The organism is Ferrovum myxofaciens, assembly GCF_000735045.1.
GTDB lineage: Bacteria > Pseudomonadota > Gammaproteobacteria > Burkholderiales > Ferrovaceae > Ferrovum > Ferrovum myxofaciens.
Map to the genome: position 1 here is coordinate 62,138 of NZ_JPOQ01000016.1, position 16,893 is coordinate 79,030.

Here is a 16,893-nt window from a genome sequence, read left to right on the forward strand (position 1 = left end):
ATTCAGAGTGCGGTACAATGCCGCGTCATTTTTCGATCAGATTATGAAGGATAATTCCATGTCCCGAGAAAATATTTCCAGTGGTTCCACTTGGGAACCCATTATTGGCTATTCCCGTGCCGTCAAGGTGGGAAATCAAGTTTTCGTTTCCGGCACCACCGGAACAGGTACCGATGGTCGCCTGGTGGGACCCAATGACCCCGAGGCCCAGACTTTGCAGGCGCTGGACAACCTCGAGCAGGCATTGAAACGAGCGGGAGCTGAATTGACCCATGTGGTCCGCACGCGCATTTTCGTCACCCAGATCGATCAGTGGGAAAAAGTCGCCCGAGCTCATGGAAAATACTTTGGTGAAATTCGCCCTGCCACCACTCTGGTGGAAGTCAAGCGCCTGATCGACCCTGAAATGCTGGTGGAAATCGAGGCCGACGCCATCATTCTTCCCGCCTGAGTTTTGGCCAGTCAGCACTCTGCATTTCCTGCAGACGGCTGACGGTACGCCGAAAGTCACCATTTTTCACGCCGTCGGGATACAGTTCGGCGGGCGGCAGCGCGGCCGAAACCATCATCGTCACGCCCCTGTCGTAACACACGTCCACCAACCAGATCAAACGCTGGGCGGCATCGCGCATTTTATCCGTCAGAAGAGGAACATCGGACAAATACAGGGTATCGAAATCTGCAACCAGTTCCAGATAATCTCGTTGTGACCGGGCGGACCCGCAGAGTACGCCAAACTCGAACCAGACCGTTCGTCCGCATAATCCCCGCACCGGAACGATACGCTCCATGAGGCGTAGGCAGGCACGCGTTTCAGGGTGTGAACAATGCTGCCGAAAATGCGCTTCGAACCGACTGTGCGTCGCCACATCCAAAGGGTACAGGTAGTGAGGTGAGGTTCCTGCTTCGTCCTGGCGATGGTCTTGGCTCCCCTTTAGTTCAATCACATCGAGATACTCTCGGATCAAAGCAATGGTGGGGAAAAAACGTTCCCGTTGCAATCCATTGGGATACAAATCTTCAGGCGCGTAGTTCGAGGTCAGGACCAATACAGCCCCCCATTCGATCAACGTTTCCAATAGACGTTGCAGGATCATGGCATCGGCAATATCACTGACCTGAAACTCATCAAAGCAGAGAATCCGGGTTTCCACGATCCACTCCGCCGCCACTCTCCGGAGCGGGTCCTCCTGTCCTTGTAACTGATTGAGTCGCTCATGCACTTGTGCCATAAATTCATGGAAGTGCAGCCTTTTCTTGCGTTGATAGGGCAAGGTGGAAAAAAAAGCATCCACGAGGACCGTCTTACCCCGCCCCACGGCCCCGTACAGATAAATTCCGCGCGGTGGACGTCGGTTGCCAAAGGTACGGGCCAGCAGGGTCTGGCGATATTCCTTGAATTCCACCAGAGCATCGTGTAAAGCCTGCAACTTTTCCACCACCGACCATTGAAGCGTATCGGCCCGATAATCTGGGCGGGTCTGAAAGGATTGATACCATTGCAGGGGACCGTGCACAGGAAAACTCACAGGTTGAGCGTGCGCCCATCCACGCCCAGACAGGCTTCGCGCAGGGCTTCACTGAGAGAGGGGTGGGCATGGACAATGCGCGCCAGATCTTCACTGGAAGCCTGAAATTCAAGAGCAACCACCGCTTCGGCGATTAATTCGGAAGCCTCGGGACCCAGGATATGAACCCCCAAAATGCGGTCAGTGACAGCGCAAGCGATAACTTTGACCAAGCCCTGGGGAGCACCCCGCGCTTTGGCACGACCATTGGCCTGGAAAGGGAAACGTCCAATACGCACGGCCCGCCCCGCTGCCTGGGCGGCTTCCTCGGTCAATCCGACCCAAGCCAATTCAGGTTCGGTATAGATGACCGCAGGGATATGAACCAAATTCACCTCAGGCAACTGACCAGCCAAACGTTCGGCCACGGCCACCCCCTCTTCTTCAGCTTTATGGGCCAACATGGGGCCCCGCACCACATCTCCAATGGCCCACACGCCCGGCACCGGCGTTCGGCAGTGGGCATCCACGGGAATACGACCCTGCCCATCGGGAGCCAGCCCCACTCGTTCCAATTCCAATCCCTTGGTATTGGGACAACGACCCACCGCGAGTATCAATACATCTGCGCAAAGTTTCCGGGATTCTCCCCCGCTCGTATACGTCAAGTTAAGTGATTCTGTTGTTTTTTCAACTGCTTCCAGATGAATCCCTAACTCGATTCTGAGACCGGAAGACTGGGTCAAAATTTTCAGGGCCTGTTGCGCCACTTCCTGATCTGCTTCTGGCAAAAAAATATCCCGAGTTTCCAGCAGGGTAACCGAACTCCCCAGGCGTTGCCATACGCTACCCAATTCAAGACCGATGACTCCCGCCCCTAAAATTACCAACTGGCGAGGCACCGTGGTCAACGCCAAGCCACCGGTACTGTCAAGAATTCGTTCCTGGTCGAAGGGCATGCTCTCCAGGGTGCGAGGAACCGAACCCGTTGCAATGATCACCTGAGCGGCGGCGATATCTTCTCTTTCCTGATCCTTGCGTTGAACGGTCAGATGGATCTGATCCCCTTCTTTTCCCTTAAAACTGGCACGCCCCGGCATAAAAGACACACCATTTTTTTTGAAGAGATAGCCCACCCCGGCAGTCAACTGCCGTACGATCTTTTCCTTGCGTGCCTGCATGCGCGCCACATCCAGTTGAACCGGACCGGCATCAATGCCATGCCCGGCGGCCTCCCCGATGATCCGGGCATACAAGGCAGAGGATTCCAACAAGGCTTTGGAAGGAATACACCCGACGTTCAAACAGGTACCCCCTGGACTGGGACGCTGTTGCCCATCCACCCCCTCATCGACGCAGGCTACCCGCAACCCAAGCTGGGCGGCTCGCAGGGCCGCCATGTATCCACCAGGTCCGGCACCAATAACAACTAAATCAAATGATTGCATGATATATTTAATATTTTTTATAAATCAAGAAGCCAACGCGCCGGGTCTTCCAATCCCTCCTTCATCGCCACCAGACCAAGAACGGCCTCACGACCATCGATGAGTCGATGGTCGTAGGACAAGGCGAAATAATTCATGGGTCGAATCACGATTTCTCCCTCCACCACCATTGGCCGATCGCGCGTGGCATGGATGCCCAGAATCGCGGACTGAGGAGGATTGAGAATGGGCGTGGAAAGCATGGAACCAAAAACACCCCCATTGGTGATGGAAAAGGTTCCTCCCGACAATTCTTCCAAGGTAATATGCCCGGCATCGGCCCGTTGAGAGAAATCAGCAATCTGACGCTCGATATCAGCCATGCTCAAGCGCTGTGCATCACGCAGGATAGGAACCAACAATCCCCGTTTACTGCCGATTGCCACGCCAATATCGATGAACTCGGGCGTTACCCAATCCGTTCCCTCGATGCGCGCATTGAGCACCGGATAGCGCTGGAGGGCAGAAACCACCGCCTTGACGAAAAAGGACATGAGCCCCAAGCGAATGCCATGCTTTTTTTCAAAAGAATCCTTGTAGCGTTGACGCAGGGCCAGAACTGCCGACATATCCACTTCGTTAAAGGTGGTCAAAGTGGCCGTGCCTGACTGTGACGCCATGAGACGCTCAGCCACACGCCGACGCAAAGCTGAGAGCGGCGTTCTGCGCTCCTGACGCGGTGCTCCAGGCAGGAGTGAGGATGACGTTTCCACGCCGGCGGGTTCCACCTGTCCGGAGGTTGGGTCTTGAATGACATCTTCCTTCAGAATACGCCCACCTCGTCCACTTCCTCCTTTCACGGACGGCTCTCGTCCCTGTTCCCGCAAAATTTTGCTGGCCGCCGGCATAACCAATACAGGGGCTTCAGGCACGGTTGCAGCAGGGAGCGGCACAGTGCTGTCCTGGCCCTCTTCCATGAGGGCCAGGACTTCATGGGATTGAACCTTGTTCCCCACGCCCTTGAGAATCCGCTGAAGCACGCCTGCACGGGGTGCTGGAACTTCCAGCACGACCTTGTCGGTTTCGATATCCACCAACTTTTGATCCCGTTGCACCGGGGCTCCCTCAACCACATGCCAAGCAAGCACGGTGGCTTCCGTAATGGATTCTGCCAAGGGGGGGACTTTGATTTCCAGGGACATGGTCATACCTCTATGGTCACAGAGTCAGGGCAGCCTCGAGGAATGCCCGGCGTTGTTCTTCGTGTAGGTTGAGATAGCCCACGGCAGGCGCAGCCGACGAGGGACGTAAAGCATAACTCAAATGCTGGTCCGGGCGCAGGTGACGCACCAGATAATGCTGAATACGGTGCCAGGCCCCCTGATTGCCCGGTTCTTCCTGACACCAGAGCACAGATTGTGCGGCCGGATAGCAGGCGAGTTGGGCGACAAATTCCTCATGGGGAAAGGGATAGAGTTGTTCCAGACGCATCAGAACGATGTTCTCTATCTGCCGTTGTTCGCGCTCCGCCACCAGATCGTAATAAACTTTTCCGGAACACACCACGATCCGTTGTACAGCCGCAGGATCGATGGTCTCTTTCACTTCAGCGAGGATAGGGCGAAACCCGCCAGCAATAAATTCTTCCAGTGGGCTACTGGCCTCTTTGCGGCGCAACAGGCTTTTAGGCGTGATGACGATGAGGGGTTTACGCAGGGGACGCAGCATCTGACGTCGCAACAGATGAAAGATTTGGGCCGCCGTACTGGGAATGCACACCTGCAGATTATAATCGGCACAGAGTTGCAAGTAGCGTTCCACCCGTGCCGAAGAATGTTCCGGGCCTTGCCCTTCATAACCATGGGGCAATAACAGGGTCAGACCACAGAGTCGACCCCATTTGGCCTCGGCCGAACTGATGAATTGGTCGATGACCACTTGGGCACCATTGGCAAAGTCGCCAAACTGGGCCTCCCAAAGTACGAGATGCCGGGGCTGAGCCGAAGCATAACCATATTCAAAACCCAGTACGGCTTCTTCCGAAAGAAGAGAATCAATCACCGTAAAAGGCGCCTGGGTGGGACTGATATGCTGCAGGGGAATGTGGATGCCCGCATCCCAACGTTGGCGGTTCTGATCATGCCAAACGGCATGGCGGTGAGAAAAGGTGCCGCGCCCACAATCTTGCCCCGACAGGCGGACGCCATAGCCCTCTTCCACCAGAGAAGCATAGGCCAGGGACTCGCCCATACCCCAATCCACCGCCAGCATTCCTTCGCCCATCTGACGCCGATGGTCCACCACCTTACGCACCGTGGGATGCAATTCGAATCCCTCGGGAATCAGGGTCAGACGTTCAGTCAGTTGGGTCAGGCGCGCGCGTGTAAGGGTAGTGTCCGCCGATGTCCGCCAATCAGCCTGACGATACGGTGTCCATTGGGCCGCATGGGCATAGGGTACTTTGGGAGAAGGTCGAACGATGGACTCGAGCAATTCGCCTCGATCGAGGGCGGCTCGATAATCTTCGATCATGGCGTCCGCTTCTTCCTGAGTCAGACGAGCAGATTGAATCAGATGCGCTGCATAGCGCTGACGCGTGGTGGGCAACGCCTGAATTTTTCGGTACATCCAGGGCTGCGTCACCATCGGTTCATCCTGTTCATTATGACCTAGACGACGATAGCACACGATATCCACCATCACATCGCGATGAAAGGTGGTGCGATAGTCCAAAGCAACCCGCAGTACGCGCACCACCGCTTCGGGATCATCTCCATTGACGTGGAAGACCGGGGTTTCCGTCATTTTTGCCAGATCGGTGCAATAGGTGCTGGAACGGGTATCGCGCGGATCCGAGGTGGTAAACCCAATCTGATTGTTGATGACGATGTGAAGCGTTCCCCCGGTTCTGAACCCCCGGGTTTGAGACAAGGCCAGCGTTTCCATGACCACGCCTTGACCAGACAGGGCAGCATCGCCATGAATCAATACGGGAAGAACCCATTCACCCTGCGTATCCCCCCGACGATCCTGACGCGCCCGTACCGACCCCTCCACCACTGGGTTCACAATTTCCAGATGCGATGGATTGAAAGCCAGCGCAACATGCACCGAGCCTGTCGGTGTATCCACGTCGGAAGAAAAGCCCTGATGGTACTTTACATCCCCCGAGGTCAGGCCCGTTTCATGCACCCCTTCAAACTCCAGGAACAGGTCGCGCGGCAGTCGTCCCAAACAGTTGACCAGCACGTTGAGGCGACCGCGATGGGCCATTCCGATGACAATCTCTTCGATCCCCTGGGCACGCCCTTCATGGATCAAGATATTGAGGCAAGGAATGAGCGATTCCCCACCTTCCAGAGAAAATCGTTTCTGTCCCACGAAACGGGTATGCAAATAGCGTTCCAAGGTTTCTGCCGCACTCAAATGGACCAACAGCATGCGTTGTACCTGAGGTTCCAGAATTTCGGGGGAATTTTCCATACGCTGCTGAATCCAGCGCTTCTGTGCTGTATCCGTCAGATACATGTACTCCACACCGACGGTGCCACAATAGGATCGTTGCAGGCGGGTCAGGATATCGCTCAGCGGCGCTTGAGGTGGCCCCACCAAGGACCCGGTTTCAAAAACCATGAGCCCATCGAGGTCGGCCAGTCCGTGATAGCCCAGGGTCAGTTCGGGAACTTCAGGCAAAGGATGACGTTCGAGGGGATCGAGATGTGCAACCCGGTGTCCCAGGAAACGATAGGCATTGATGAGGCGCAGCACCGCCACCTGCCCCGGCACCCCCTCCTCGCTTCGGGGCGCTGAAGAACCCTGCTCCAGTGCTGCAAAATACGCCTGCCAATGCGCATCCACTTGTTCCGGAGTTCTCAGCCATTGATCGTATTGAGATTCGATCCATGATTGCGCCGTGCCTTCCTCATCTCTTTGACTCATGATCCTATCTCCCCTGTGCAACCTCAATGATCCCGTGCTTCGAGGGGAACCCAGTCGCGCTGCACAGGCCCAACGTACAGTTGACGCGGACGCCCGATCTTCTGCTGAGGGTCACTGATCATTTCATTCCACTGGGTAATCCAGCCCACCGTTCGGCCCATGGCAAAGACGGCAGTAAACATGCTGGTGGGAATGCCCAGCGCCCGAAGGACGATGCCGGAGTAAAAATCCACATTGGGATAGAGTTTCTTGGTGATGAAATATTCGTCTTCCAGAGCAATCCGTTCCAGTTCCAGAGCCAACTTGAACAGGGGGTCATTATGCAGGCCCAGTTCCGTCAGCACTTCATGGCAGGTCCGACGCATCACTCCTGCACGCGGATCCATGTGTTTGTAGATTCGATGACCAAAGCCCATGAGACGGAATGAGTCATTTTTATCCTTGGCGCGGGCAATATATTTACCGACTTGAGAAACATCCCCGATCTCTTCCAGTTGCTTCAGAACGGCTTCGTTCGCTCCTCCGTGCGCAGGGCCCCACAGGGCTGCTATGCCCGCAGCGATACAGGCGAAGGGGTTGGCACCACTGGATCCTGCCAGACGCACGGTGGAAGTGGAAGCATTCTGCTCATGGTCGGCATGGAGCGTCAAAATACGGTCAAAGGCACGCACCAGAACCGGATTGGGCACATATTCCTCACAAGGGGTGGCAAACATCATGTACAGGAAGTTGGCTGCATAACTCAAATCGTTACGAGGATACATGAAGGGTAACCCCTTGTTGTAACGATAGCACATGGCAGCAATGGTGGGCACCTTGGCCAGCAGACGCGTGGCCGAAATGGCACGGTGTTCGGCATTGGTGATCTTGAGGGCATCGTAATAGAAGGCGGAAAGTGCACCCACCACCCCCACCATCACCGCCATGGGATGAGCATCGCGTCGGAACCCTTTGAAAAAATTATGCAATTGATCATGGACCATGGTATGACGACGAATACTGGTCTCAAAGGTCTTTTTTTCCTGTGCCGTGGGCAATTCGCCATTCAGCAATAGATAGCAGACTTCCATGAAATCCGAGTGTTCCGCCAATTGTTCGATGGGATAGCCGCGGTAATACAACAAACCCGCATCGCCATCAATGAAGGTGATGGCCGACTGACAACTGGCTGTAGCCAGGAATCCTGGATCATAGGTAAACAGGCCGAGTTGCTGGGCCAAGGTTCGAATATCGATCACTGCTGGTCCGAGGGCGCTGGCATAAACCGGTAACTCGATCTGTTGACCCTCATAGGTCAATAATATTTTTCCTTGTTCATTCATTATGTTCTCCAGCAGTATTAATGTATTTAATTAGGTTTCGCCAATTTTTTCAAGGAGGGCCACCCACTCAGGTTCACAAGGGATTCTACCCAGCACTCGATCGAGCAAGCCGTTGTCGTCCAGTTGCAGCACTTCGCCATATTGATCCAATTCGCCCGAAGTCAGTGTTACCAGATGATGTTCCAGGAAACGCTGCAACAATAGATCCATTTCGAGTAGACCTCGTCGACTGCGCCAGCGCAGGCGTTCAAGCATACGCTCCGAAGATGCACTTCCCTGTTCCTGGATCCTTGTCATCTCATACCATCCGTTTGACCATCATCCCCTTGATTTTTCCGATGGCCGCCGTGGGATTGAGCCCCTTAGGGCAAACCTCAACACAATTCATGATGGTATGACACCGAAAGAGCCGATAGGGATCATCCAGATCATCCAGTCGTTCACGGGTGGCCTCGTCACGAGTATCTGCAATGAATCGGTAGGCTTGCAGAAGAGCTGCAGGGCCTAAAAACTTGTCTGGATTCCACCAAAATGAAGGGCAGGAAGTGCTGCAACAGGCACAGAGGATGCACTCGTACAAGCCATCCAGTTCCTCACGATCCTCAGGAGATTGAAGGCGTTCCTTCTGAGGCGGCGGTGAGGTGGTTTCCAAATAAGGTTTGACCGAGTGGTATTGCTTGAAAAATTGCCCCATGTCCACGATCAGATCCCGAATCACCGGCAGCCCCGGGAGGGGACGCAAAATCACCGGCTCAGTCAAACCCTGGAGGGGCGTGATACAGGCCAAGCCATTGCGCCCATTGATATTCATGCCGTCGGAACCGCACACACCCTCGCGGCAGGACTTGCGCAACCCCAGCGAATCGTCCTGGGCCTTGATGCGCAGTAGGGCATCCAGAAGCATGCGGTCCGTTGGCTGGAGTGCAACTTCATAATCCTGCATGTAAGGACGCTCGTCCTTTTCCGGGTTATAACGATAAATGCTGAACTTCATGACAGGTCCTCAAACGACAAAACTTAATAAACCCGCACTTTGGGTTCAAAGGATTCCACCGTCAGGGGTTGCAGATTCACGGGTTTGTAGGCCATCCGACTGCCCTCCAGATACCATAAACTGTGCTTCAACCACTGCCGGTCATCCCTTTCCGGATAATCCTCGCGCGCATGGGCTCCCCGGCTTTCTTCACGGGCAGCTGCCGACACCAGGGTGGCTTCAGCCACAATCATCAGATTCTGCAATTCCAGTGCTTCTACCCGTGCCGTATTGAATATCCGACTTTTGTCTCCGATGCGCAGGTGACGCGCCCGTTCAGCCAGCATGCGGATTTTTGACACGCCTTCCTGAAGGAGTTCCCCCGTTCGAAAGACGCTGGCATGGTGCTGAACCACTCGGCGCATTTCCGTTCCCAATGCGGCCACAGATTCACCGGCTTCCGTGCTTTCCAGGGCAGCCAGACGAGCCAGCGCCGGTTCTTCGGCCCCGCGCGGCAGATCCCGCGCTTCGGGATGGGTTTTGAGCCAGGCGCTGACATGGTCTCCGGCAGATTTACCGAATACCAACAAATCCAGCAAAGAATTGGTGCCCAGCCGGTTAGCCCCATGCACGGACACACAGGCACATTCTCCGATGGCATAGAGCCCTGGGACGGGTTCCGCCACTTTCTGCCCACGGGGTACCACCACCTGTCCGTAGTAGTTGGTGGGAACCCCCCCCATCTGGTAGTGACAGGTGGGAAGAACGGGAATCGGCTCCCGAACCGGATCCACCGAAGCAAATTTGATCGCGATTTCACGAATTCCCGGCAAGCGTTTGTGAATGACTTCTTCCCCCAAATGGTCCAGCTTCAGCAGGACATGGTCTTTTTCCGGGCCCACCCCCCGTCCTTCCTTGATTTCCTGATCCATGGCACGGGAAACCACATCTCGACTGGCCAAATCCTTCATAGTGGGCGCATATCGTTCCATAAAACGCTCCCCCAGGGAATTCAGCAAGATCCCCCCTTCTCCACGCACGCCTTCCGTAATCAAAATTCCAGCACCTGCCACCCCGGTGGGATGAAACTGCCAGAACTCCATATCTTCCAGCGGTATCCCGGCCCGTGCCGCCATGCCCAAACCATCCCCGGTATTGATATAGGCATTGGTACTGGAATGATAAATTCGCCCTGCCCCCCCTGTGGCCAAAATGACGGCCTTCGACTGGAAAAGGACGACTTCGCCGGTTTCCATTTCAAGAGCCACCAGTCCAACTACAGCCCCTTCCCTATCCCGAATCAGGTCGATCGCCATCCATTCCACAAAAAATTGACATTGTTCGCGAATATTTCGTTGATACAGCGTATGCAGCAAGGCATGTCCCGTTCGGTCAGCCGCAGCACAGGCTCGTTGGACAGGATTTTGACCGAAATTCTGGGTATGACCGCCAAAGGGACGCTGATAAATGGTGCCATCGGAATTTCGGTCGAAGGGCATGCCGAAATGTTCCAACTCATAAACCAGTTCTGGTGCCTTGCGACACATAAACTCGATGGCATCCTGGTCTCCTAGATAATCCGACCCCTTGATGGTGTCGTACATATGCCAAAGCCAGTGATCTTCCTGCATGTTCCCCAGGGACGCGCTGATACCGCCCTGGGCCGCCACAGTATGGGAACGGGTCGGAAAAACCTTTGAAAAGACAGCCACGGCATGTCCCGCTTCCGACAACTGGAGCGCTGCCCGCAACCCGGACCCCCCGCCCCCCACAATGACCACATCGAAATCCTGTTTGTTCAACCCCATGTTTAACCCCATAAAATCTCGGCGGACCACAGTACCTCTGCCAGTAAAGTCAGAATCACCCCCACCTGCAGGGTCAAACGCAGCCCAACGGGCTGGATATAGTCCATGAAGATATCCCGCAAACCGATCCAGGCATGCCAGCACAAGGCCAGAATGAACAGAAAGGTGGCAATCCGCACGGGGCGTTCATGCAGCAGGGTCGCCCACTCATGACGATCCGCCGGATGAGCCAAAACCACCCACAAAAGCGCCATGAGGGTATATCCCCCCATGATCACGGCGGTGATCCGTTGTACCAACCAATCCCTGAGGCCGTAATGGGCCCCCACCACAATTCTCTTCACCATGCCAGCAACTCCACAATCAAGGTCAAAAAACCGCTGACACCCAGCACCCACAGACTGGAACGACGAGCTTGCGCCTTGTCCAGACCGAGGTGAATATCCAGCAGCAGGAAACGGATACCCGCACAAAAATGATGCAAAAAGGCCCAAATCAATGGAGCCAGAACAAGACGGGGAAAAACCCCCAGTTCCCCCGCGCGCTCCGGGTGAAGCCCGCGCTCCAGAAAATAAAGGAAGAGAGGAATGCCCGTCAGAAACAAGATCACCCCACTGACCCGGTGCAAGATCGATACAACCCCCGGAAGGGGCAACTGGATGGTACGCAAATCGAGATTCTTTGGGCGCTGGGTCTTCATGAACGATCATCCTGATGAGGAAGAGCCTAAGGTTGTAGTATACCTTGCCTTTCACGGGATTCTAGCGGGTCACCAAAACTTGCCTGCAGGATGCCACTGGCGTATAACACTTGACATCCCCCTGAACCCCCCCTAGGATGCCCCGGCATCCACTTGATTCAAGAGAAATTGACCATGCCCCAGAACTCTTTCCATGCACTTCGTCCCCTTCCGGGTTCCTCTGACCAATATTACGCTCTGACTGCCCTGACCGAAGCCGGTTTGCCTGCCGTCACCCGCTTGCCGGTGTCCCTGCGCATCATTCTAGAGTCGCTCCTGCGCAACGAAGATGGGCAGCAAGTCACCCGTGCGCACATCGAGGCTCTGGCCCACTGGCAACCCAACGAAGCACGCACGGAAGAGATTCCCTTCAAGGTGGCACGAGTCATTTTGCAGGATTTCACCGGGGTCCCCCTCCTGGCCGATTTAGCTGCCATGCGCTCCACAGCACAACGGCTTGGTTACAATCCCCAGGCCATCGAACCGTTGGTTCCCGTACAACTGGTGGTGGACCATTCGGTCCAGGTGGATTTTTTCAATACCCCCACAGCGCTTCAGGATAATATGGCCCTGGAATTCCAGCGTAATCAGGAACGCTATCGTTTCATGAAATGGGGAATGCAGGCATTCAAAACCTTTCATGTGGTTCCCCCCGGCATCGGAATCGTTCATCAGGTCAATCTCGAATACCTGGCACGGGGGGTTCAGCATAAGGGAACCGTAGCCTATCCTGACACTTTGGTGGGCACGGATTCTCATACCACCATGATCAATGGAATAGGTGTGGTGGGTTGGGGGGTAGGCGGTATTGAAGCAGAAGCCGCCATGCTCGGACAACCCCTTTATTTCTTGACTCCGGATGTGGTGGGCGTACACTTGACGGGACGGTTGCCGGCCGGTGTCACCGCCACCGATCTGGTTCTGACCCTCACGGAAATGCTGCGCAAGGCCAAGGTTGTGGGCAAATTCGTGGAGTTTTTCGGGGCAGGTGCAGCCTCCCTCAGCCTGCCTGACCGAGCGACCTTGGCCAACATGGCCCCAGAGTACGGCGCGACCATGGGGTTTTTCCCGGTGGACGACGAAACCCTGCGCTATTTCCGAGCCACAGGACGCAGCGAAGAAGAAATTTCCGCGCTTGAAACCTACTGGAAAGCTCAGGGATTATATGGAATGCCTCAATTAGGTGACTGCGCGTACAGTGCTACCCTGAGCCTCGATCTGGAACAAGTGGAAGCCTCCATCGCAGGCCCTCGCCGTCCCCAGGACCGGGTACCCTTGAATCGAATCAAACCTACCTTTGAAGCCCTCCTCCAGGCCCCCATCGCCGCAGGCGGCTATGGAAAATCCGAACCTTTGCATGATCTGCACCCCGAGGGTCATCCTGAAATCACGCTGAAGGATGGATCCGTTTTGCTGGCTGCCATCACTTCCTGTACCAACACCTCCAATCCCGGAGTTTTGCTGGCTGCCGGACTGCTGGCTCAAAAGGCCGTGGCACGCGGTCTCAAGGTCGCCCCCTGGATCAAGACTTCCCTAGCACCGGGATCGCGCGTGGTCACGGATTATCTGCAACGTGCAGGCCTGCAGGATGCACTGGATGCCCTGGGATTTCGTTTGGTGGGTTATGGCTGCACGACCTGTATCGGGAATACCGGTCCCCTCCCTGCGCCCATCGAAGCCTTCATTGCCGAACAACCCTTGATTGGCTGTGCGGTTCTGTCCGGTAATCGCAACTTTGAAGCACGTATCCATCCCAACCTGCGCGCCAATTTCCTCATGAGTCCTCCCCTGGTGGTGGCCTTTGCTCTGGCGGGACGGATCACCATCGACTTTGCCCATGAACCCCTGGGGCAGGATACCGAGGGCCAAGCTGTCTATTTGCAGGATCTCTGGCCCAGTACCAGCGAAGTCGCTCGCGCTTTGGAGAACCTTTCTCCCGAGGACTACCGCCGGCGTTATGCCGATTTCACCCAGGATCATCCGCTCTGGAATGGAATCGCCGCACCCACAGGCACAACCTATGCCTGGGAACCCTCTACCTATATCGCCGAACCCCCATTCTTTGCTGATTTTTCCTTGACGGTAACCCCCCCAACTTCCATTCGCGGAGCCTATGCCTTGGCTTTTTTCGGGGATTCCATCACGACGGACCACATCAGTCCCGCCGGATCCATCAAACCATCCTCCCCGGCAGGCCGCTATTTGCAGGCACAGGGTATCGTTCCGGAGGATTTCAACAGTTATGGTTCCCGTCGGGGACACCATGAAATCATGATGCGCGGAACCTTTGCCAATGTTCGTCTGCGCAATCTTCTTCTGCCCGGCACCGAAGGAGGAGTTTCGCGCCACATTCCCAGCGGAGAAGCAGGTTCCCTGTATGAGGTTGCCATGCGCTACCAGGCAGAGGGCATCTCCACTCTCATTTTTGCCGGCGAAGAATACGGTACCGGCTCTTCACGGGACTGGGCGGCCAAAGGCACCCGTCTTCTCGGTGTACGGGCCGTGGTTGCCCAAAGCTTTGAACGTATCCATCGCAGCAATCTGGTGGGGATGGGTGTGTTGCCCTGCCAGTTTTTACCTGGTCACGACTTGAACACCCTGGAATTGAATGGCGATGAAATCTTTGACCTGGAAACAGGCACAGGCCCCTTGCAACCGCAACAGAGAGTTTCCCTGACCATTCATCGGCGCGATGGAAGCCAAACCACCTGTCCTTTGCTCCTGCGCATTGATACCCCAGTGGAAGTGGATTATTATCGCCACGGGGGCATACTGCCCTTTGTTCTGAGACAGTTGCTCACCTCAGCGTGAACCTTGTGGAGCCCCAAATGAAAAAACCCCTGCGCATTGCCATTACCGGAGCCGGTGGGCAAATTTGTTATAGCCTGCTGTTCCGTGTCGCCTGCGGGGATTTGCTGGGTCCGGATCAACCCGTGATTCTGCATTTACTCGACATTCCTGCGGCTGAACAGGTCATGAAAGGCGTTCTCATGGAACTGGAGGATTGCGCTTTTCCTCTGTTGCGGGACATGTCTGCCAGCACGAACCCCAAGGCGGCTTTCCGGGATTGTGATATCGCCTTTCTAATCGGCAGTCGCCCCCGTTCCAAAGGGATGGAACGGAGAGATCTTCTGGAGATCAACGGAGGAATTTTCAAAGCCCAGGGACAGGCCCTGAGTGAGGTCGCTCAGCGCACAGTCAAGGTTCTGGTGGTGGGGAATCCTGCCAATACCAATGGCTTGATTGCCTGTCACCATGCCCGCGAGCTCGATCCACGAAATTTTTCCAGCATGATGCGTCTCGACCATAACCGGGCACTGACCCAACTGGCGCTCAAAATCGGTCATCCGGTTCATGACCTGCAGCGCATGACAGTCTGGGGCAATCATTCCACTACCCAATTCCCCGATGTCTCTCAGGTTCTCGTCAATGGTTCGCCCCTGACCACGATTTTGCAAGACCCTCAATGGGTCGAACAGATCTTCATCCCCACCATCCAGAAGAGGGGGGCGGCGGTCATCGAAGCGCGGGGACTGTCCTCTGCAGCCTCTGCGGCCAATGCCGCGCTCAGTCATATGCGCGACTGGATTCGAGGAACGCCTGCGGGTGACTGGGTCACCATGGGCGTTCCCTCCGATGGCAGTTATGGCATACCAGAGGGACTGATGTGCGGCATGCCCGTCACCTGCCAGGAAGGGCACTATGAAATCGTTCAAGGGATTGAACTCAGTCCCCAGAGCAGGTCTCTGATACAACAAACCTGCCAGGAATTGAGCAGTGAAAAGGAGGCGGTTGCAATGCTGCTGGATTAAGCGCCCGCCGTTGCAATACCGAGGAGGGGGATCAACGGGGTGACCCTATAACCGGGCCCCCGTTCTTTTTGCGGTTAGGCAGCATACACTCCGGTGGACAGATAACGGTCTCCCCGATCACAGACGATATGGACGATGACGGCATCTTCCACTTCCCGGCAAATTTGCAAGGCACCCCAGCACCCGCCGCCCGAGGAAACCCCTGCAAAAATACCTTCTTCCCGCGCTAAGTGGCGCATGGTCTCCTCCGCATCTTTCTGCGTGACTTCCAGAATACGATCGACGCGCTGAGGCTCGTAAATTCTTGGCAAATAGTTTTCCGGCCATTTGCGAATTCCCGGTACATTGGCGCCATCCGCTGGTTGCACGCCGATGATCTGAATCTTGGGATTTTGTTCTTTGAGATAGCGGGAAACCCCCATGATCGTCCCTGTGGTCCCCATGGTTGCCACGAAATGGGTAATCGTCCCCTGAGTATCGCGCCAGATTTCCGGTCCGGTGGTTTCATAATGGGCCCGGGGATTATCGGGATTATTGAACTGATCGAGGATGATCCCCTCACCTGCCTTGGCCATCTGTTCTGCCAGGTCACGGGCCGCCTCCATCCCTCCCGACTTGGGAACCAGCAAGATTTCAGCTCCAAGAGCATGCATGGTCTGACGCCGTTCAATGCTGAGCTGCTCTGGCATGATCAGAATCATGCGATAGCCGCGCAAGGAGGCGGCAAAAGCCAGAGCAATGCCTGTATTACCACTGGTGGCTTCAATCAGGGTATCCCCTGGCTTGATCTGTCCCCGTTCCTCCGCATGACGGATCATGGACAGGGCCGGACGGTCCTTGACCGAACCTGCCGGATTATTGCCTTCCACCTTGGCATACAGTCGGTTGCGGGTCAGTCCCGGGAGGCGTCGCAACCGGACCAGAGGGGTTTCTCCAATACAAGATTCAATGGTTTTCTCGTCCATGACCCTCGTTACCTTAATACGTAAAGGAGCCATTATACTGCCACGTTGAAAACTAGGGGTGAGTGGCCATCGGACCATGCTTGGGCGCCATCATCAACGGCTGGCCTTGGATGGAGAGATGGGGCCCCACTTTAGCGATGGTCTTTTCTCCAAACCCCTTCACCTTGCGCAAGTCAGCGGCCGAATGAAAGACGCCATTATGAGCGCGCCAAGTCAGAATGGCTTGGGCACGGGTATGACCAATACCTTTCACTGTCCGCAGTTGAACTTCATTGGCTGAATTGAGATCCACCAAGGCCCAGGCATTTTTCCCGCCCCCAGTCCACAGAAAAAATACGCAGAACAGAGTCAGAAGGAGGCGATGGGTTTGTTTTTTCGGTCGCACGGCAGTTCTCCTTTG

At 55.4% G+C, this 16,893-nt stretch carries 15 protein-coding genes; 3 read left to right on the forward strand and 12 right to left on the reverse strand.

Annotated elements, in window-relative coordinates:
- Nucleotides 1–58 precede the first annotated feature (58 nt).
- Nucleotides 59–451, forward strand: a complete 393-nt coding sequence (locus IV91_RS0103855) for a RidA family protein (RefSeq protein ID WP_031596155.1) — start codon at nt 59–61, stop codon at nt 449–451.
- Here the strand turns inward: IV91_RS0103855 and zapE are convergent.
- From zapE to sdhC, 10 genes are read right to left on the reverse strand one after another with little or no spacing between them, the layout of a single operon-like run.
- Nucleotides 435–1,517 (reverse strand): cell division protein ZapE, encoded by a 1,083-nt coding sequence (gene zapE, locus IV91_RS0103860; RefSeq protein ID WP_035417096.1) that lies wholly within the window; start codon nt 1,515–1,517, stop codon nt 435–437. The two genes, IV91_RS0103855 and zapE, sit on opposite strands and share 17 nt — an antisense overlap.
- A gap of 8 nt (nt 1,518–1,525) precedes the next feature.
- Nucleotides 1,526–2,956, reverse strand: coding sequence for a dihydrolipoyl dehydrogenase (gene lpdA, locus IV91_RS0103865; RefSeq protein ID WP_031596158.1), 1,431 nt, complete (start codon nt 2,954–2,956; stop codon nt 1,526–1,528).
- Between the two features lie 17 nt (nt 2,957–2,973).
- A complete protein-coding gene (gene odhB, locus IV91_RS0103870; protein ID WP_031596160.1) occupies nt 2,974–4,137 on the reverse strand; it encodes a 2-oxoglutarate dehydrogenase complex dihydrolipoyllysine-residue succinyltransferase in 1,164 nt (387 codons plus the stop codon).
- Nucleotides 4,138–4,153: 16 nt separating this feature from the next.
- Nucleotides 4,154–6,874: a 2-oxoglutarate dehydrogenase E1 component gene (locus tag IV91_RS0103875; protein WP_051862020.1), complete on the reverse strand. Its 2,721-nt coding sequence runs from the start codon at nt 6,872–6,874 to the stop codon at nt 4,154–4,156.
- Nucleotides 6,875–6,897: 23 nt separating this feature from the next.
- Complete coding sequence (gene gltA, locus IV91_RS0103880; protein ID WP_031596163.1) at nt 6,898–8,196, reverse strand: citrate synthase; 1,299 nt, start codon at nt 8,194–8,196, stop codon at nt 6,898–6,900.
- 30 nt (nt 8,197–8,226) lie between these two features.
- Complete coding sequence (locus IV91_RS0103885; RefSeq protein WP_035417078.1) at nt 8,227–8,493, reverse strand: FAD assembly factor SdhE; 267 nt, start codon at nt 8,491–8,493, stop codon at nt 8,227–8,229.
- 1 nt (nt 8,494) lies between these two features.
- Nucleotides 8,495–9,190, reverse strand: a complete 696-nt coding sequence (locus IV91_RS0103890) for a succinate dehydrogenase iron-sulfur subunit (protein WP_031596166.1) — start codon at nt 9,188–9,190, stop codon at nt 8,495–8,497.
- Between the two features lie 23 nt (nt 9,191–9,213).
- Entirely contained in the window at nt 9,214–10,989 is a 1,776-nt protein-coding gene (gene sdhA / locus IV91_RS0103895) for a succinate dehydrogenase flavoprotein subunit (protein WP_411463800.1), read from the reverse strand.
- A complete protein-coding gene (gene sdhD, locus IV91_RS0103900; RefSeq protein WP_031596171.1) occupies nt 10,980–11,324 on the reverse strand; it encodes a succinate dehydrogenase, hydrophobic membrane anchor protein in 345 nt (114 codons plus the stop codon). Before sdhD ends, sdhA begins: the two co-directional genes overlap by 10 nt.
- Nucleotides 11,318–11,677 carry a succinate dehydrogenase, cytochrome b556 subunit gene (gene sdhC / locus IV91_RS0103905; RefSeq protein WP_031596173.1) on the reverse strand — a complete coding sequence of 120 codons (360 nt, stop codon included), beginning with the start codon at nt 11,675–11,677 and terminating at the stop codon, nt 11,318–11,320. Before sdhC ends, sdhD begins: the two co-directional genes overlap by 7 nt.
- Before the next feature lie 174 nt (nt 11,678–11,851).
- On the opposite strand from sdhC, the gene acnA reads away from it, so the two are divergent.
- Nucleotides 11,852–14,527, forward strand: coding sequence for an aconitate hydratase AcnA (gene acnA / locus IV91_RS0103910; protein WP_031596175.1), 2,676 nt, complete (start codon nt 11,852–11,854; stop codon nt 14,525–14,527).
- Nucleotides 14,528–14,544: 17 nt separating this feature from the next.
- Nucleotides 14,545–15,528 (forward strand): malate dehydrogenase, encoded by a 984-nt coding sequence (locus IV91_RS0103915; RefSeq protein ID WP_031596176.1) that lies wholly within the window; start codon nt 14,545–14,547, stop codon nt 15,526–15,528.
- Between the two features lie 74 nt (nt 15,529–15,602).
- On the opposite strand, the gene cysM is transcribed toward IV91_RS0103915, so the two are convergent.
- Together cysM and IV91_RS0103925 are read right to left on the reverse strand one after the other, a co-directional pair.
- Nucleotides 15,603–16,493 carry a cysteine synthase CysM gene (gene cysM, locus IV91_RS0103920; protein ID WP_031596178.1) on the reverse strand — a complete coding sequence of 297 codons (891 nt, stop codon included), beginning with the start codon at nt 16,491–16,493 and terminating at the stop codon, nt 15,603–15,605.
- A 52-nt stretch (nt 16,494–16,545) separates the two neighbouring features.
- On the reverse strand, nt 16,546–16,878 hold the full coding sequence (locus IV91_RS0103925; protein WP_197456325.1) for a ComEA family DNA-binding protein: 333 nt from the start codon (nt 16,876–16,878) through the stop codon (nt 16,546–16,548).
- Between the last annotated feature and the right edge of the window lie 15 nt (nt 16,879–16,893).